Source organism: Sulfuricurvum sp. (genome assembly GCF_049277495.1).
Taxonomy (GTDB): Bacteria; Campylobacterota; Campylobacteria; order Campylobacterales; family Sulfurimonadaceae; genus Sulfuricurvum.
In genome coordinates this window covers 17,009-35,272 of sequence record NZ_JBASYM010000020.1, presented here as the reverse complement: position 1 = coordinate 35,272, position 18,264 = coordinate 17,009, and the positions used below count along the sequence as shown (strand labels likewise).

General features: G+C 46.3%; 20 protein-coding genes. 18 read left to right on the top strand and 2 right to left on the bottom strand.

Features of this window, described 5'->3' with window-relative positions:
* From WAO38_RS04945 to xseA, 14 genes are all read left to right on the top strand, one after another.
* Window positions 1–301, top strand: a 301-nt coding sequence (locus WAO38_RS04945; RefSeq protein ID WP_422234910.1) for a DsrE family protein, incomplete at its 5' end; no start/stop codon positions are given.
* A gap of 10 nt (window positions 302–311) precedes the next feature.
* Window positions 312–1,220 carry a DUF302 domain-containing protein gene (locus tag WAO38_RS04940; RefSeq protein WP_422234908.1) on the top strand — a complete coding sequence of 303 codons (909 nt, stop codon included), beginning with the start codon at window positions 312–314 and terminating at the stop codon, window positions 1,218–1,220.
* Window positions 1,221–1,319: 99 nt separating this feature from the next.
* Entirely contained in the window at window positions 1,320–2,252 is a 933-nt protein-coding gene (locus WAO38_RS04935) for a DHH family phosphoesterase (protein ID WP_422234906.1), read from the top strand.
* The gene (locus WAO38_RS04930) at window positions 2,249–3,619 is read left to right on the top strand and encodes a M23 family metallopeptidase (protein ID WP_422234905.1); all 1,371 of its coding nucleotides are present in this window, start codon (window positions 2,249–2,251) and stop codon (window positions 3,617–3,619) included. The genes WAO38_RS04935 and WAO38_RS04930 overlap by 4 nt, the downstream gene beginning before the upstream one ends.
* 159 nt (window positions 3,620–3,778) lie before the next feature.
* Window positions 3,779–4,663: a UDP-3-O-acyl-N-acetylglucosamine deacetylase gene (gene lpxC / locus WAO38_RS04925; protein ID WP_422234904.1), complete on the top strand. Its 885-nt coding sequence runs from the start codon at window positions 3,779–3,781 to the stop codon at window positions 4,661–4,663.
* A complete protein-coding gene (locus tag WAO38_RS04920; protein WP_422234903.1) occupies window positions 4,656–5,108 on the top strand; it encodes a hypothetical protein in 453 nt (150 codons plus the stop codon). Before lpxC ends, WAO38_RS04920 begins: the two co-directional genes overlap by 8 nt.
* Window positions 5,109–5,117: 9 nt before the next feature.
* Window positions 5,118–5,999: a homoserine kinase gene (gene thrB, locus WAO38_RS04915; protein WP_422234902.1), complete on the top strand. Its 882-nt coding sequence runs from the start codon at window positions 5,118–5,120 to the stop codon at window positions 5,997–5,999.
* Between the two features lie 110 nt (window positions 6,000–6,109).
* Window positions 6,110–6,364, top strand: coding sequence for a DUF448 domain-containing protein (locus WAO38_RS04910; RefSeq protein ID WP_422234900.1), 255 nt, complete (start codon window positions 6,110–6,112; stop codon window positions 6,362–6,364).
* On the top strand, window positions 6,357–8,891 hold the full coding sequence (gene infB, locus WAO38_RS04905) for a translation initiation factor IF-2 (protein WP_422234912.1): 2,535 nt from the start codon (window positions 6,357–6,359) through the stop codon (window positions 8,889–8,891). The genes WAO38_RS04910 and infB overlap by 8 nt, the downstream gene beginning before the upstream one ends.
* Window positions 8,888–9,253 carry a 30S ribosome-binding factor RbfA gene (gene rbfA, locus WAO38_RS04900; RefSeq protein WP_422234899.1) on the top strand — a complete coding sequence of 122 codons (366 nt, stop codon included), beginning with the start codon at window positions 8,888–8,890 and terminating at the stop codon, window positions 9,251–9,253. Before infB ends, rbfA begins: the two co-directional genes overlap by 4 nt.
* A complete protein-coding gene (locus WAO38_RS04895) occupies window positions 9,243–9,674 on the top strand; it encodes a ribosome maturation factor RimP (RefSeq protein WP_422234897.1) in 432 nt (143 codons plus the stop codon). Before rbfA ends, WAO38_RS04895 begins: the two co-directional genes overlap by 11 nt.
* 17 nt (window positions 9,675–9,691) lie before the next feature.
* Window positions 9,692–10,678 (top strand): bifunctional diaminohydroxyphosphoribosylaminopyrimidine deaminase/5-amino-6-(5-phosphoribosylamino)uracil reductase RibD, encoded by a 987-nt coding sequence (gene ribD, locus WAO38_RS04890; protein WP_422234895.1) that lies wholly within the window; start codon window positions 9,692–9,694, stop codon window positions 10,676–10,678.
* A gap of 102 nt (window positions 10,679–10,780) precedes the next feature.
* Window positions 10,781–11,491: a bifunctional demethylmenaquinone methyltransferase/2-methoxy-6-polyprenyl-1,4-benzoquinol methylase UbiE gene (ubiE, locus tag WAO38_RS04885; RefSeq protein WP_422234893.1), complete on the top strand. Its 711-nt coding sequence runs from the start codon at window positions 10,781–10,783 to the stop codon at window positions 11,489–11,491.
* A 4-nt stretch (window positions 11,492–11,495) separates the two neighbouring features.
* A complete protein-coding gene (xseA, locus tag WAO38_RS04880) occupies window positions 11,496–12,749 on the top strand; it encodes an exodeoxyribonuclease VII large subunit (RefSeq protein WP_422234892.1) in 1,254 nt (417 codons plus the stop codon).
* Here the strand turns inward: xseA and sppA are convergent.
* Together sppA and mqnF are read right to left on the bottom strand one after the other, a co-directional pair.
* Complete coding sequence (gene sppA, locus WAO38_RS04875) at window positions 12,736–13,608, bottom strand: signal peptide peptidase SppA (RefSeq protein ID WP_422234890.1); 873 nt, start codon at window positions 13,606–13,608, stop codon at window positions 12,736–12,738. The genes xseA and sppA overlap by 14 nt on opposite strands.
* Window positions 13,605–14,816, bottom strand: coding sequence for an aminofutalosine deaminase family hydrolase (gene mqnF / locus WAO38_RS04870; RefSeq protein ID WP_422234888.1), 1,212 nt, complete (start codon window positions 14,814–14,816; stop codon window positions 13,605–13,607). Before mqnF ends, sppA begins: the two co-directional genes overlap by 4 nt.
* Window positions 14,817–14,974: 158 nt before the next feature.
* Here mqnF and aroQ point away from each other — a divergent pair, with 158 nt between their 5' ends.
* The 4 genes from aroQ to WAO38_RS04850 are packed head-to-tail and all read left to right on the top strand — an operon-like array spanning window position 14,975 to window position 18,187.
* Complete coding sequence (aroQ, locus tag WAO38_RS04865; protein WP_422234886.1) at window positions 14,975–15,457, top strand: type II 3-dehydroquinate dehydratase; 483 nt, start codon at window positions 14,975–14,977, stop codon at window positions 15,455–15,457.
* Window positions 15,458–15,460: 3 nt separating this feature from the next.
* Window positions 15,461–16,036 (top strand): 2-amino-4-hydroxy-6-hydroxymethyldihydropteridine diphosphokinase, encoded by a 576-nt coding sequence (gene folK, locus WAO38_RS04860; RefSeq protein ID WP_422234884.1) that lies wholly within the window; start codon window positions 15,461–15,463, stop codon window positions 16,034–16,036.
* 19 nt (window positions 16,037–16,055) lie between these two features.
* Window positions 16,056–17,318, top strand: coding sequence for a flagellar biosynthesis protein FlhF (gene flhF / locus WAO38_RS04855; RefSeq protein WP_422234882.1), 1,263 nt, complete (start codon window positions 16,056–16,058; stop codon window positions 17,316–17,318).
* Complete coding sequence (locus tag WAO38_RS04850) at window positions 17,315–18,187, top strand: MinD/ParA family protein (protein WP_422234880.1); 873 nt, start codon at window positions 17,315–17,317, stop codon at window positions 18,185–18,187. Before flhF ends, WAO38_RS04850 begins: the two co-directional genes overlap by 4 nt.
* The last annotated feature ends 77 nt before the right edge of the window (window positions 18,188–18,264 follow it).

Sequence of the window (18,264 nt, the reverse complement as noted above, 5' to 3'; positions counted from 1 at the left end):
GATACAGCATGTACTGAGCACGGCTAATAATGTATTGAAGTTTTATGGACCGGAAAAGGTTCATATGCGTATCGTGGCCTATTATCACGGTATTCGTACGGTCCTCAAAAAGGAAAAGCAGTTTGCACCGCGCGTCGATGCACTGCAGCAGTACGGCGTCGAATTCGTCGCTTGCGGCAATACCATGCGGACGAAAAATATTTCTGAGCCTGAGTTGCTTGAGGACGTAGAAATTGTTACTGCGGGAATCGCGGAAATCATAGAGCGGACCGCTGAAGGCGCCGTTTATATTCATCCATAAAGGAGTTAACATGAAAAAAATTATAGGTGCCGTTTTGGCAGGATTTCTCTCACTCTTCGGGGGTGATTTACACTTATTGAGTGTTTCGAATGCGGACGGGAAACTAACGCCTGCCCTGATCGAAAAAGCATTTGAGGCAAACGGTTTTGTAATTGCGGCAGATTCGGAAATGAACGGTCCGTTTACGAAACAATTCGGAGCAAGCGATTTTACGATGTTTAATCTCTTAACGGTTATTCCGAAAAAACAGGCTGCATCATTGGTAAAATCCCACCCGGACGGCGGAATCTTCGTACCGATGGGTGTAGGGATTTATCAGCGTAAAGGGGATAATAATCTCCATGTATCGGTTCTCACCGCAGAAGCGATGAAAAAGATTGCCGGATTCGATGCTCCGGAATTTGCCCTGATTGAAAAAGAGGTTCTTTCTGCTCTTCAAAAAGCTTTACCCGGGGCAAAATTGACAATGAGCGAGACGTCTTTGCCATCAGAAGGAGCATTGCTCAGCCGATTTGTCCGTCCTACGGATGCCGCCAGTTGGTCAAGCGATAAAGACGAAACGGAAATGATGATCGAAGAGGGGTTGAAACCGGCCGGATTCGTCCTCTCGAACTTTACCGATTATAACTTTATGCTCAACGATGGCAGCGAGCCGAGTCCGTTTGATTTTTACGATACGTATTCCATCTGTAAGCTCAAAGTCATCTATACGGTAGCCAAAACACGTCCCGAAGCGGCGGCGTTTGCTCCGTGTACTTTGATGGTGTATAAGAAAAAAGATGCAGATGAAATCGTCATGGGATTCCCGGGTGTTTACAACTGGATGAGCAGTGCGCGCGTGAGTGATCCCGAAGCCAAAGAAGTTTTAAAACAGGCACAAAGCGATTTTGAAGCCGTCTTAAAAAGCACGGTCGAATAAGTGCGGGCAAAGTGATGGGATACTAATCACTTTGCATAAGATTATAAGTGCTATAATTACGGTATCTCCGCCTGATTATAGGCTTTTTTAGAGTATCCGATGCCCTCAAACCTGATCGAATCTTCCCAGCATATTGTTTTAATCGCTCACAAAAATCCCGACGCCGATTCTCTGGGTTCGGCGTGTGCTTTTTACTCCTATCTCCTCCGCAGCCAAAAAAAAGTGACCCTCTTTTGTGTTACATCCGAGATAAACCCGAATTTAGCTTTTTTACCATGGTTTGACAAAGTCACCGACCGTTTTCCCGAGAGTGCCGATTGTATGATCAGCTTTGACTGCGGCAGTTTTGCCCGCCTTGGTATCACGAGAGAAATACCGTTGATCAACATTGATCACCATATCAGCAACGACTTTTACGGCAGCGAAAATATTATTGATACATCGGCAATCAGTACGACGGAAGTGGTTTATGATTATTTTGTTGCCAACGGTGTAAAAATCAATGGTAAAATGGCGCTTTCACTTTACGCGGGCCTTGTAGATGATTCAAAATGTTTTAGTGCACCCGAGTGCAATGCCAAAACGTTTGCAATGGCACAGTCGCTTTTAGAGCAGGGATCCGATCATGCAATGTGTATCGAGTGGCTTTATCGCCGCCGTTCGCTTGCATCGCTTCGGATTCGTGGACTGCTTTTTAAGCAGATGAAACTTCTGGCAGATGGAAAGCTGGCGGTTTGCGAAGTTTCCCTTTCGCTGCTGGAAGAGACCGGAGCGAGTGCTGCCGAATGCAAAAGTGTATTGGATGAAGTATTGGGGATGCGCAGCGTACAAGCCGCAATATTAAAAGTCGAACTCCCTAAGGGGGGAACTAAGCTCTCATTGCGTACGGATGGGACGGTAGACGCTTCGAAAATAATGAAGCACTTCGGCGGAGGCGGGCATGTAAGCCGTGCCGGAACGTTTCTAAAACAAGACAATTACAATGAGCTCGTAGAGAATATAATGGTGATGATAACAAAGGAGTTAGTGTGAGAAGAGGCCGAAACGGTTCGGGAATTATTGGATGGATAGTAGTTGTTTTGGTTTTGGCTGCCGTTGGATTTATGGCTTTTTCGCCTGCTTTTGAACGGGAAGACCCTAAAGTAACTCTTTCGCAAGAGGGATATTGGAACTTTAGAGATCCTATCCATGTCACTGTGGATGATTCAAGCGGGCTAAAATCGTTTAAAGCGACTTTGGCAACTCCACATGATGAGTGGGTTGTAATGGAGGATAATACCCCTTCAAAAGAGACAAAACGATCCTTTGATATTCTCCCTCCAAAAGGGGTTCGCCGGGTAGATTCACCGTCGGTGACACTGACCATTCAAGCAACCGACAACAGTTTTTGGGGTCTTTTTATGGGGAATACCTATAAAGAAGAGATCACTCTCGTTATCGATCAGCGCCGTCCTGTCCTTTCGATTATCGCCAACTCGTATAAAATTCAAAAAGGGGGATCGGCGATTGTTATTTTTAAAGCCGAAGATCCCCATATGGAAAGTTTGAAAATTGAAACCAATTTCGGCAAGACGTTTATCGCCCAGCCGTTTATGAAAGAGGGCTATTATGCTTCATTGGTCGCGTGGCCGGTTCAGGAAACCAATTTCAGTGCAACGGTTATAGCACGTGACAAAGCCGGAAATGAAACCAAAAGCAATATCCCCCTCCGATTGAAAGATCATGTTTACCGCACATCGAATATAGAGTTGAGCGATGCATTCTTGGATGGTAAGATTGCCGAACTGGCAAATACTTACGAGCAAACGGCTGGAGTAGACGATCGGTTGGAACAGTTCCGAATTATCAACGAAAAAGTACGCGCCGATAATGAAAAAATTATTCATGAGATTACTTCAAAAGTTTCGAACACGATGATTACAGACTTCACCCTGTCACCGTTTTATCCGTTAGTCAACGGACAAAAAGTAGCTGATTTCGGGGATCACCGTATCTATAGTTACAAAGGTCAGCAAAATATTTCCAATGCTTATCACATGGGACTTGACCTTGCAAGCGTTCACATGGGTTCCGTTATCGCGACCAATGGTGGAAAGGTCGTTTTTGCACAGCCTAACGGTATCTACGGCAATCTGCCGATTATCGATCATGGATTCGGTTTGTATACGCTTTACGGACACTGCTCCGAGGTGATGGTGCAGGAAGGGGATCCGGTTTCCGCGGCTCAGCAGATTGCTAAAACCGGACTAAGCGGCTATGCGATGGGCGATCACCTTCATTTCGGTATTTTAGTTCAGGGCATCGAAGTCCGTCCGGAAGAGTGGATGGACACCAAATGGATCTATGATAACATCACCAGCGTTATCGAGAGTGCCAAGGTTAACATCAGCCAGCGTTGAAACACGCTATAATTATTGATATAAAAAAGTGATGAATACTCAATAAATCTCAAAAAACTTGTTTTTTGTAGCTTTAGGGGGTTGGGAGGGACAATATATCCCTGCCGCTAAAACGGGCTTCACCTGTTTTAGTGTGTATAGTATAAAGGAGAAGAAGCCATGATGCAATCTACGATAGGTAAAAGTGTCGAACTCGTGGGTATCGGTTTGCACCGAGGCTCTCCCGTACGGCTGCGTTTAGAGCCGTTAGCGGCAAATAGCGGCATTGTTTTTTACCGAAGTGACGCAGGGGTATCGATCCCTTTGATCCCTGCCAATGTCGTTGATACTAAAATGGCGACCGTTATCGGAAAAGACGGAGTGACGATTTCAACGATCGAGCATATGCTCTCTGCGATCTATGCCTACGGCATCGATAACCTTCGTGTCATTGTCGATGCGGATGAGGTTCCGGTAATGGACGGCTCTTCGATGAGTTTTTGTATGCTTCTCGAAGAAGCTGGAATCGTATCGCAAGATACCCCGAAAAAAATTATGCGGATTAAAAAAGAAGTGATCGTTCAGGAAGGGGATAAATACGTCAAGTTGATCCCGTCCAATGATATGAACTACGATTTTACGATTAAATTTCAGCACCCCGTGATCGACAAGCAAAGTTATGTTTTGGAATTTACCAAAGAGAATTATAAAAAAGAGATTGCCCGTGCACGGACTTTCGGATTTGTACACGAAGTACAATACCTCCGCTCGAAAGGGCTTGCACTGGGCGGGAGCCTGGAAAATGCAGTCGTACTGGACGATAAAAAAGTACTTAATCCCGAAGGTCTTCGATTCGGAGATGAGTTTGTGCGCCATAAAATTCTCGATGCGATCGGGGATATGTCACTCATCGGAATGAACTTTATCGGTAACTACGAAGCATTTGCCGGAAGCCATGATCTCAACCATAAATTGACGCTCGCATTGCTCAAAGATCCGGCCAACTACGAAATCGTGGAACTGGCAACCGCGGAGTCAAAAGAGATGGCCAAAGCGTATGCATGATGCCCTCGTTATCGCTTTAGGCTCGCCGGTTCTTGTCGGTATCTACAAGGACGGAGTGTTAGTCGAAGAGATTTCGAATGAGGGGATGAGTTCGGATGTTTTAGCCGAGATATTCGATGCATTATTGAGACGCTATACCTTCTCAAATTTTATCTATGCCAAAGGTCCCGGGAGTTTTATGGGGATCAAAGTCACCTATCTTTTCCTTAAAACTCTCAGTATTGTTCGAAAAATCCCCCTTTTAGCAACGGATGCCTTCTTTTTCAACCAAAATAGCCCCATCAAAGCAGTTGGAAAGCTCTATTTTGTTAAAAATAGTACAACCATTGAGTTAGAACCGATAGTCTCTCCGGAGATTGTTGCTTTTGAACTTCCAAAAAACATCGATTTAGAAAAATTTGATTCGGATAATCTCCCATATTATGGGATTGATGCCGTAGGATAAGGAAATTATTTGTTCGTTAGTGTACCCGCAACGAGTGCTAATTTAGGCCCCGGATTTGATTCATTAGGACTTGCCGTTGATTTGCGTAATCAAGTCGAACTCGTGCCGTCGAGATTTTTTGCCGTCTCTATTAAAGGCGAAGGGGAAAATAACCCCCGTCTAAAAGGGAATAACCTGTTCGTCAGTATCTTCAACGAACATTATCGCCGCCTTACCCAAAAGCGGCAGAATTTTAAATTTACGTTTTACAACCAAATCCCGATGTCTCGCGGTTTGGGAAGCTCCTCAGCCGTCATCGTGAGTGCCATCAGCTGTGCTCACGAAGCGGCCGGGGTAAAAGTGTCCAAACGCCGTATCCTCAATCATGCACTCGTGTATGAAACCCACCCCGATAATATTACTCCTGCGGTCATGGGGGGATTTAACGCAGCGATGGTTGAAAAGCAAAAAGTTTTTTCTCAGCAAAAACATCTTCCGGATTATCTTAAAGCGGTTGTCGTTATCCCGAACAAACCGATCTCAACGGCGAAATCGCGTACGACGCTCCCCAAATCCTACAGCAAAGAGAATGCCGTTTTCAACCTTTCCCATACCGCGGTAACGGTAGGGGCTTTTTTTAATGAAGACTGGGAAATGCTTCGTCTTGCGACGCAAGACCGCTTCCATCAAAAAATCCGGATGAAAATGTTGCCGGAGCTTTTTGCCGTTCAAAAAATGGCCTATGAAAACGGGGCATTGATGTCTACTCTCTCCGGCAGCGGGTCGACTTTTTTTAACATGGTATACGATCAGGACGCCCAAATGCTGGCCGATAAATTTAAGGCAGAATTCACCGATTTTGAGGTTAAAATTCTTGGATTTGATAACGACGGTTTAGTGGTCGAACGCTAAAAAAAGAGAATCGCAGGTCTTCTGTAGAAGAGAACACGGTGTTAGCACAGAGAGGGCGGCTTAGCTCCTTTGGCGCTAAACAATGAAAATAAAAGAAAGTATTGGATATAATGGCGCAAAAGTTACATCAGCCTATACGTATGTGCGTGGTTTGTCGTGAACGTTTTGCGCAATCCACATTAATACGGCTTCAATGTCGAGAAGGGTCCTTAGAACCCTACGGCGGCGATGGGAGAAGTTTTTATCTGTGCCTTGCGTGTGTCGAGCACAAGAAAACTTCGGGACAATTGGCCCGTCAATGCAAAAGCGGCGCGACTGTAGTGCTAATGAATCGGTTAAAGGAGATCATCGTTAATGATGGATAAAGTTAGAGTTCATGAAATTGCCAAAGAGCTTGGTATCAATTCAAAAGAGGTAGTGGATAAAGCAGCCGCAATGGGGCTAAATGTGAAAACTGCCTCGAGTTCGGTATCGATCGAAGAAGCTGAGCAAATCATGAACTATATCATGAGCGGAGCCTCTACGGAGACTGCGGCGCCGAAATCTTCCCCAAAAACTGCTTCTGCAGAAGAAGCTCCTGTCGTTAGTGCAGCAGTTGAAGAGAATATACCTGCCGTGGTTACGGTTGCAGAATTAAAAGGCGAGAGTTCCGAAGAAGCTTTGGTGGCACCTGAAGTGCCTAAGCGTTCAGGACTAAAAATCGTTAAGAAAAAACGTCCGGTAGAAGAAGAGTTTGTCCCTCCGGTACGTCATGAAAATGTCAATGTTTCCAGTTATGGAAAATTGAGCGAACAAGCTCAGCGTGAGCTCGAAGCGAAAAAAGCGAAAAAAGCTCAAGGGAGCAGCGGTCCGGTTCAGAAGAAAGAGCAAGGGGTTCGTCTTGATATTTTCGGCGGCGGAATTTCGGATGTCTCAATGGATTACGAACAAGATCAAGTCGTATTGATGGACTTTAATGATTTAGGGGCTAACGTACCGCCTGAAGAAGAGGTCCAAAAACCGAAAGAGAAAAAACCGATCGGCCGTAACGCAGGTAAAAAACAAGGGGCAAACCGCAATAAACCGCGTCAGGTTTCCCGTGAAGCCCGTAAAAAATATACCCGTGATGCTAAAGATGATGAAGTGATTACTCACGTCGAAATCCCTGAAGACATCCGTGTTTACGAATTTGCCGACAAAGTAAACCAGCCTCTCTCTGAAGTTATCAAGGTTCTCTTTAATCTCGGGATGATGGTTACGAAAAATGATTTCCTCGGGAAAGACGAAATCGAGATTTTGGCCAGTGAATTCGGTGTTGAAGTTACAACGATCGACCCGAAAGATGCCTTTAATTATGAAGATGCTTACGAAGAGGGTGAAGAAGACAGTGCTGATCTCGTCGAACGTCCTCCGGTTATCACCATCATGGGTCACGTTGACCATGGTAAGACATCTCTTCTTGATGCGATTCGTAATGCTAAAGTCGCTCATGGCGAAGCGGGCGGAATCACCCAGCATATCGGTGCCTATTCGGTTGAACAAAAAGGGAAACTGATTACGTTCCTCGATACTCCGGGACACGAAGCGTTTAGCGCCATGCGTGCCCGCGGTGCGCAGCTGACCGATATTATCGTTATCGTTGTTGCGGCAGATGACGGGGTTAAACCGCAAACACGCGAATCCGTCAAACATGCGCAAGAAGCAAAAGTTCCGGTGATCGTTGCGATCAATAAAATGGACAAGCCCGGAGCTAATCCGGATATGGTTAAAGCGCAAATGGCAGAACTCGGGCTTAACCCTGTGGACTGGGGCGGAGACGTCGAATTTGTGGGTGTTTCGGCCAAAGCAATGACCGGAATCGATGATTTGCTCGAAGCGATTTTGCTCCAGGCAGAAATCATGGAACTCAAAGCCAATGCTACCAATATGGCAAAAGCCGTTGTCGTTGAAAGTACTCTTGAAAAAGGGCGTGGACCGGTTGCAACGGTCATCGTCCAAAACGGTACTCTTAAAATCGGAGACAACATCGTGTGCGGAAGTGCTTACGGACGTGTCCGTGCATTGATCAGCGACCGAAAAGCACAGCTCCAAAAAATCGGACCGAGTGAAACAGCGGTTGTCGTCGGTTTGAGTGACGTTCCTCCATCGGGTGAAATCCTCATGGTTATGGAAAGTGACAAAGAAGCACGCGAATTTGCTCAAAAACGTTACGAGTACGATCGTCACCGTGAGTTGTCACACAGTACCAAGACAACCTTGGATGAGTTGACCTCATTGATCGAAGAGGGACGTTTGAAAGCCCTTAAAGTGGTTCTCAAAACCGACGTTCACGGTTCATTGGAAGCGATTAAGTCAGCGCTTAACGAGTTGAGAAACGAAGAAGTCAAAGTTGAAGTGATCTCCAGCGGCGTCGGCGGTATTACCGAAAATGACGTTGCCTTGGTTAATAACAGCGAAAACTGTGCCTTGATCGGATTTAACGTCCGCCCTACGGGTAACGTTAATGCCCTTGCAAAACAGATGGGTATCAAGATCCAAACCTACTCGATCATCTATCAATTGATTGATGATGTCAAACTGATGCTGACGGGTATGATGGCTCCGCAGTTCCGCGAGCAAAATACCGGACAAGCAGAAGTCCGTGATACTTTCCCAATGCCAAAAGGCGGCGGAACGATTGCCGGATGTGTGGTTGTTGACGGTAAATTGGTACGCGGCGGAATGGTTCGCGTTATCCGTGACGGTGTTGTTATCCATGAGGGTGACCTCACATCTTTGCGTCGTTTCAAAGACGATGTTAAAGAGGTCGGTAAAGGAATGGATTGTGGTGTTGTCCTCAACGGATATACCGATGTCAAAGTCGGTGACGTTATCGAGACCTTTACTAAAATTGAGAAAAAAGTAACCCTGTGACGCCGGCACAAATTAAGATCAAGCGAACGGAGTCAATTCTAAAAGAGTTGATCCCGGAAGCGATTTCACAACTTTCAGATGCACGTGTACGTGAAGTGGATGTTATCGATGTCCACTGTTCACGCGGCCGAAGCGATGTAAAAGTCTATCTTGACCCGCACTCCTATACTCCGCAAGAGCAAGCCGCATTTTTAAAACTTCTTGAAAAAGCGCGTCCTATTATTGAAGAGCATTGTATGAAAGATCAAGGGTGGTTCCGTTCACCGCGTATGACCTTCGTATTTGATGATACCCTCAAACGAAGTCAGAATATCGAGGCGTTATTCGCCAAAATCGCCAAGGAGAAAAAAGATGAGTCTTGAGAGCGATATCAAAAAAATGGTCGAATCGATCGGCTTGTCCCTCTATGATGCAGTTGTCCTAAACGAAAATGAAAATACGATTTTCCGTGTCAGCGTTACCGCTCCGGGCGGAGTAAGTTTGGATCAATGCGTTGAAGCCAGTCACCTTATCTCTCCGCTGCTCGACGTGACGTCACCCGTCAGCGGAGAATACCGTCTTGAAGTCAGTTCACCGGGTATTGAACGCCGTCTGAAGACGTTGGATCATTTTATTCAGTCTGTGGGTGAAAAAGCCTCTTTGACAACCATTGCGAAAGAAAAATTTGAAGGGGAAATCATCGGCGTTGAAAACGATGAGATCATTCTCAAAACAAAAGAAAACACGGAGCATAGAATCCCTTTCCGCTCAGTCAGCAAGGCTAAAACCTACTTCGAGTGGTAATGAATCCCTCATCCGCTATGAAACTTGCGCTCGAAGCAGCGTGGGAATATCAACTTCTTACTTTTCCCAATCCTGCCGTCGGTGCCGTTTGCATCAGTGAATCTGGTGCGATACTTTCCGTCGGTGCCCATAAACGGGCGGGTGGTCCCCATGCAGAGGTATATGCCTTGCGTGATGCCTATACTGCCCTTAGCGGTGATACTGCAATCGCTGCTTCCGATGACTCTCACCAAATCCATGAATATCTCCGTATCCATCATAATGAGATTTTTAGCACGGTTTCGATGGCTGTGACGCTGGAACCCTGTTCTCACACCGGAAAAACACCCTCATGCGCACTGCTGATCCGTGATTTAGGGATCAAGAAACTTTTTGTGAGCTGCAAAGATCCTAACCCGTCTGCGGCAGGCGGTGCAGATATTTTAGAAGCCTCAGGGATAGAATGCGAATTTGGTGTGATGGAAAACGGGGGAAAAAAACTTTTGGAACCGTTTGTCCGCTGGCAAACTGATCCTTTTGTCTTTTTTAAATGGGCGCAGAGACTGGATGGGACAATAGATAACGGGGCGATTAGTTCGTCTTCATCCCGAACCCATATGCATGCTATCAGAGACCGGTGTGATTTGATCGTCATCGGCGGAAATACCGTTCGTACAGACCGGCCGACACTCGATGCACGATTGGTTGAGGGTAAGGCTCCTGATGTATTGATCTATTCTCGTGAACGTGAATTTGACCTCAGTATCCCTCTCTTTAATGTTCCCGATCGGCACGTCTTTATTGCTTCCGATTTTGAACGGATCAGCAACTATCGCTTAGTGATGATTGAAGGCGGAGCAGGGATGTTTAAGGCAAGCGCTGATGTGAGCGATTGGTATCTCAGTTACATTGCACCCAAAATCGGAGGCGGATCTCAAACTCTCGGCAGGATACAAGAGGATTTTGAGGTTCTTAGCGCTAAAATCACCGATAATATTATCCTTTGGATGAAAAGTAAGAAATAATATCAATATAAGCACGCAAACGTGCGTGGGCTTTCTGCCGAAGAAAACTCAGCGTTAGCGTAGCCGAACGGGACGAGTTCCGTCGGCGTATAAAGGATCAAAGTGGACAAGCAAGAAAAAATCGTATCGATGTTCAATGATATAGCCCCTACCTACGATAGAGCAAATCGTGTACTAAGTATGGGTGTCGATACCTTTTGGCGTCGGAAAGCATGTGATTTGGCGTTTGGTTACTGCTCTGCAAAAAATATTGATTCGATTGTCGATGTCGCATGCGGCACGGGTGATATGATGGGATATTGGAAACGGCGTGCGGATAAAGCGGGTCTTTCGGTCCAAGAGATTGTCGGGATCGATCCGAGTGAAGGGATGGTCGGTGTCGGAAGAGAAAAGTTTCCCGAAATGTCTTTTCACATCGCACCGGCGACACAGCTTCCTAAAGCAGACGGAACTGCTGACATTATCAGTATCTCTTACGGCATCCGTAACGTTGTCGAGCGCCAAGCAGGGTTGGCTGAATTCAACCGTGTATTGAAACCGGGCGGCTTGGTCGTTATCCTTGAATTTATGAAAAATGAGAATCCCTCAGCTCTTGGCAAAGTGCGTGACTGGTATATGAACAATGTCCTCCCCCGTATCGGCGGACTGATCTCCAATAATTATGAAGCATACCGCTATTTGCCCGATTCTATCGAAGGATTTTTGACGGTCGGAAAAATGGCGAGCGAACTGGAAGAGGCCGGATTTGAGATGCTCTACAGCAAAAGTTTCTCGATGGATATTTCAACATTGATGATCGCCCGTAAAAAGTAACTGCATGGCCTCTACCCTCAGTGTCTCTGCTTTGAATGAACAGATTAAGATACTTTTAGAAACCTCTTTTGAATTTGTCAGTGTAGAGGGGGAACTCTCCCGTGTCACCAAACACGGCAGCGGCCATATCTATTTTACCCTCAAAGACAATGAATCCGCTATCAAAGGTGTCATGTTCAAAGGCAATGCCGCACGATTGAAGTTTTCCCTCGAAGAGGGGGCGCATATCATCCTGCACGGAGCCCTCAGCCTCTATAAACCGCGCGGCGAATATCAGATTAATGCTTTCAGTGCCGAGCCCTACGGTGCGGGAGCATTGGCTGTGGCATTCGAACAACTCAAACAAAAGTTAGAATCAAAAGGGTATTTCGACCCTTCACACAAAAAACCGTTTCCTAAATTTCCGCAAACGATGGTTCTGGTAACTTCCGCAACGGGGGCGGCGCTGCAGGATATGCAGCGGGTAGCGATGAGCCGATGGCCGTTGGTAAAGCTTATCATATTGGATGTATTGGTACAAGGTACCGGTGCTGCACCAATGATTGCCAATGCATTGCGTTATGCTGATACGTTAAATGCAGATGCAGTCGTCGTCGGACGGGGCGGCGGAAGTATCGAAGATCTGTGGGCGTTTAACGAGGAGATCGTTGCCGATGCAATTTTTGCAATGAAGACTCCGGTGATGTCGGCAGTGGGACACGAAATCGACTGGGTCATCAGCGATTACGTTGCGGATATGCGAGCACCGACTCCGAGTGCCGCGATGCAGATGCTTCTCCCCGATCAAAATGAATTGTTCCAAAGCATCGATGAACTCCGATACAGCGCCTACGGTATGGTTTCCCAGAGATTGGAACGTAAACGTGAACAGCTTTTATCGATGCAGGAGGCCTTTAAACGCCACAATGTCGAGCACCGTTTAGAAGTTCAGCGGGAAGTGATTAAAGAGCTGAAAGAGCGCTTGAATCGGCAGATGGCACAGCGTATGGAGCAAAGCGGACGTGAGCTGACTCCGCTTATAGAGCGGCTAACCCAAAGTATCGAATCAACACTGCGGCAAAAACAGTTTATGATGAGCCAGCTTACTGAAGGCTTTAGCGCCAATCATCCCAAAAATAAAAACAAAAGCGGATTTGCCCAAATCGCACGTGAGGGTAAAGTGATCGATTTGGATGAATTAAAAGTAGGGGATCGGTTTGATGCGATGAACGACCATCGGGTCGTCCGCTCGGAAGTGGTAGAAATTATTTCAATGTAATCGGCGGAAAATACATGTGAGCCAAGGTTGAGCCCTCTGCCGCAAACCGTTTGAAAAGTTTGTCCATCGGATCTTCTTTATTCCAAACCGGATCAGCAACTTTACTGAGTGCTTCCACCCTTTTTTTGGCGTCAAACTCTACTCCGATTCTGTCTACAAGTCCCACTTTTTGAGCTTGCGCAGCGGTAAAGATATGGGCATCGGCGTAGTTGTTTCTAAGGGCAGGATTGAGTTTGCGCGCACGTGCTACATCGTTGACGAACAAATCATAGGTACCGCCGATCACTTTATCAAGCTCAGCCCGTTCTACAGCGCTCCACGGCCGGTCAAACGTTCCCACTTGCTTGTAGGTTCCGGCATGGACGACTTGGGTCTTAACCCCGACTTTTTCCATTAGCCCAGAGATGTCGGCACCCTCCATGATGACACCGATCGAGCCGATCATGCTTCCCGGATTGGCGACAATCTCATTTCCCCAGATACCGGCGTAATACCCGCCGCTTGCCATGATGCCCGCAGCATAGACCACGACCGGTTTTGTTTCACGCAGCCGTTTGATCGCATAGGCAATTTCCACAGAGGGGGCAACGGCACCGCCGGGAGAATCGATGCTGAACAAGACCCCTTTGACGTTTTTGTTCTCCCCGGCTTCGTCGAGTTGCTCAACGATCGTACCGGCGTCCAAAATAGGTCCGGTCAGGACGATTTTTTGGAGATTATGGGAGGTAATCCCCTCGTCCGCGGAGGGGATAATGAGCCAGAGCACGATGAGGACCAAAACGGTTGCTTTAAAATGTGCTTGGATAAATTTAAGTCCTGTCGCCAGACAGGAGCCGATTTTTTTGATAAATTCCATCATTTGATTTTTTCCCCCTGGATGTAAATCGATTCAATAATGTGCGGATGGTTGATGAGATGGATCGGCAGTTGATCGTTGATCGGGTAATCGATCCGCATAACAAGAACATCTGCATCGTAGCCAGATGCGATTTTACCACAATTGAGTTGCAATGCTTCCGCAGCCGTGGAGGTAACACTTTGCCATAGCTTATGGGCTAAGGTGAGAAGATCGTGTGAATGGTGTAAAAACAGAGCAATTTTCATCTCTTCAAAGAGGTCAAGGGAATAGTTGGAACTAAGTCCGTCGGTTCCGCACAGCCATGGAATCGTGTGTTGTTCCACCCGATTCAAATCAAGGGCGCCGTTTCCGAGAAGGCGATTCGAAATTGGACAGTGGATGATGAAATGCCCCCCCTCCGAAATGGCGGATAACTCTTCTTCATTGGCGTGCACCGCGTGAGTGAAGAGAGTGGGGACGTCATTAAAATAACTCAAAAACTCAGCAGCGGTATTCGCGGCTTGTGTCTGTTTTAGAAAATTCTCGAAAAAAGGCTGGAAGGGACCGCTGTTTTGGTCAAGCCATTCACGCTCTGCCGGGCTTTCCATGAAATGAGCCGTAACACGGAGATGTTTTTCGTATGCATACTTGAGCGCTTTTTGGATCAAGATCCGATGGACGGAATAGGGTGAATGAATTGCCACCGAGGGATAAAACCCTTCTCTCTGTACTTGTTGCGAAGTAAAAAGACGTTCTTGAAAATTACCATAAAGGGCATCCGCCATTTTGGGATCGGAGCCGATGAGTTCGTTAAAATAGACGACTTTTTGCGGTGCGTTGGCACAGGAGTCCAAGTCGAATCCGTACGAACTGACCGCACCGAATGCCGTGATCCCGTTGGAGAGCATCGACTCAATCGCGCGGGCGGTGCAGGTGTCATCGCAGTCGTTGATCAATTCATCACGATTGGCGATCACTGTGGAAAGCCACGGCATAAATTCGCCGTATGTGAGGTGTGAACGGTTGGCGCTGAACTCCAAATGGACATGGGAATTGATCAACCCCGGTATAAGGAGCGAACCGGTTCCCAATTCAGTACATTGGCCGTTATAGCGATCACGCAAACGTTCATTCGGTGCAATTTCAATAATTGTTTTGTCAAACACGATACCATGATCGCGGAGAATGGTTCCATCGGAAAAAATAGCGTCACTGAGGAGTATTTGCACTCAATCCCTTTTGTCTTGTTTTAAAAAGATAAAGTATAGCAGAAGCGTCTAAATGTCGCTTGAGTGAGAATGAATTTTTCGAAGATGAAAGCAATTTAGTTCCTTATAATATAGAACCCCTTATAATCTATCCTTAAAACAGAAATCAAGGTTTATCAATGAAAATAGTCGTTATCCAAGGGCCGAACCTCAATATGTTAGGGGTTCGAGAGCAGCAAGTATACGGACCGATGCGTTTAGAACAAATTCATGCACAGATGAAAGATGTCGCCACCCAAAACGGTATTGATATTGAATTTTATCAAAGCAATTTAGAGGGTGAAATCGTTGACCGTATCCAAGAGTGTTACGGAGATGCGCATGGAATTATCATTAACCCTGCGGCGTATACGCATACTTCTATTGCGATCCGTGATGCGATCAGTGCGGTCAACCTCCCGACAATCGAAGTTCATATCAGCAACATCTACCGTCGTGAAGAGTTTCGCCAAAAAAGTATGACGGCTCCGGTATGTACCTCTTCGGTGATCGGTTTCGGCCCTTTCGGATACCATTTGGCAATGGTCGGGATGATGCAAATCCTGAGTGAAATCAATGCAATGCGTCAGGCACACGAACAACAAGGTGCGGTAGAAGAGTAAGCGATGCCGTTATGCCGTATTCTCGATGAGCGCCATAGGGTCTATGTCGATCGGCATTTTCCGACGACTCTTCGAAAAGCTCCCGGTTACCGCTATCGCGTTCTTCTCGGAGTGGGGGGAAATATCGGTGATACCCGTCGGCGGATGAACCATTTATGGACGTATCTGGGGAGACTGCCTCAGATTTGCAAAATTCGTAGCGGTGTGATCCTTCGAAATCCCCCTTTTGGATTTACCGAGCAAAAAGATTTTGACAATACGGTCATTGAAATCGGCACTTCACTCGAACCGAAAGCGTTTTTGAGGCTGGTTTGGCGGATAGAGAAACGTTTTGGGCGCCGTCGCAGTTTTGCGAATGCGCCGAGGACGTTGGACTTGGATATACTATTCTTTGAAAATCGATCTGTTCGGACAAATGAGTTAATTATTCCGCATCCTCATTGGGATGAGCGACCCAGTGTATTGGTTCCGCTGGAAAGCATGATCCATAAATGTTTCGATAAAACACGCAAGCGTGTATGGGCACACCGCCACGGTGAACCTAGTGTTAACGTAGCTAATCGGTATTTATTCCGATAGCGTTTGAAACGGAGATAAAATGAAAATCTTGACATTTAGCGGTGCTACCCCTGCCGAAGCGCTTAAAAAGGCGCAGTTGGAGGTCGGCGAAGAGGCGATGCTAATCGAGACGCGCGAAGTACAAAAGAAATCATTAGGGAAAAGTGCACTCTATGAAATCGTTGTCGGTGTAGAAGAAAGCACAATCCCGAAAGCCAGACCAAAGATTGAAGAACCGTTGATGAAACAACGCCCGCTTGCCCAAAAAAGCAGCGACGTCCTTTATAATATTTCCGAAGCGGCGAAGCAAATTTCTAAAATTGCCGAAGTGACCGAAGAAGAACGTACCCCGCGTCAAGTGCCTGTGGCAGAGAATGAAGATCTTAAGCGGATCAAAGAAGAGATCGAAAAACTCGGGGACAAAGTCAAACTGATCCAAAATATGTTTTGGTCTGAAAAATCCCCCAATACGACTGCCGCCATTCCTCCGGAGTTTGCGGAGATTTACCGCCTTGCGCAGCAAAGCGGAATGGATCAAGCCCATTTGGATGAAATTATGCATCTTACATTGGAGCATATGCCCTCAAAAATGAGAGAAAGTTCCGAGACGGTCAAGCGTTATTTTCAAGTCTTGATGCGTAAAATGGTTCCGGTACGTCTCGAAACCCCTCCTCGAAACGGGGCCAAAAAAGTGATTATGCTGGTAGGGCCTACGGGGGTCGGGAAAACAACCTCGATCGCTAAGCTTGCGGCACGTTTTTCGTATCTTTTAGACAAGAAATACAAGGTAGGTCTTGTTGTCCTGGATACCTATCGTATCGGAGCGGTAGAGCAGCTGATGCAGTATGCACGAATGATGAAACTGGGGATCGAGACGGTAGTGGATCCTCCGGAGTTTTCGAGTGCCTTGAATGCACTTCGCTACAGCGATTATATTTTGATCGATACGATGGGTTCCTCTCCGTACGATAAAGGCAAGATTGAAAAGATCTACGAATGTCTGCGCAGCAATGAGACTGAGTACAGTGTCGATGTCGTTTTGGTAATGCCGAGTTCGATAAAATATGAAGATCTTAAAGCAACGTATGAAAATTTTGCCCCTCTAGGGATCGATACGATGATGTTTACCAAACTCGATGAGACCCGAGGTTTCGGAAATCTTTTTTCTCTTGTCTATGAGACCAAAGTACCGATCAGTTATTTTTCCGTTGGGCAGGAAGTTCCGGAAGATTTGGTTGTCGCTACCAGCGATTTTTTGGTTGAGTGTCTAATGAACGGATTCTGCAAAGGTGAGAGTGTATGAACCATCAAGCTTCCAAACTCGAAGCGCTTGTAAATCAAAAACGAAATATATCGGCTAAAAAAACCCGTTTTATTGCCATAACGAGCGGCAAAGGCGGTGTCGGAAAAAGTACGATCAGCTCGAATATGGCCTATTTGATGGCAAAATACGGTCTCAGAGTGGGAATATTCGATGCGGATATCGGACTTGCCAATCTCGATGTCATGTTTAACGTTAAAATTCAAAAAAATATTTTACACGTTCTCAAAGGGGAAGCTACCGTTGAAGAGATATTGGTTCCGATTGAGAAGAACCTCGTTCTGATTCCCGGTGAAAGCGGCGAAGAGATTTTTAAATATGCATCGGGCGGATTGTTTGAACGGTTTATGGACCAAGCCAGCGTATTGGATGATCTGGATGTGATGATTATCGATACGGGAGCGGGAATCGGGGAGCATATTCAGCTTTTTTTACGGGCGTGTGATGATGTGATCGTGGTTACCGTTCCCGATCCTGCCGCAATCACGGATGCGTATGCAACTATAAAAATAACCGCACGTCTGCGTAATGAAATTAATGTTATCATGAATCAGGTGCGTACGCCGAAAGAGGCGGAAGGGTTATTTGATAAAATCCATAAAGTTGCGCAAGCCAATATCGGCAACGGTTTGCAGCTGAATTATCTGGGCCATATTTCAAGTGATCCCAAAATTTCTAACAGTGTGAAAAAAAGAGCTCTTTTCAGCCGCGATTTTCCAAGTTCCGCACCATCGGCTGAATTAGAACAGATTGTTAAGCGTATTGCAAAAAAACTGGAACGAAATGTGCTGGTAGATCCCAAAGAGAGCGGGCTTGGCGGACTGTTCAAGCGCTTAATGGAGCACTTTTAAGAGTGAATACCAAAAGGATTTCTTTGGTTATATTGGCTAAGAAGGCGCTGGCGCTTGCTTGATAGTGAAGCAAATAG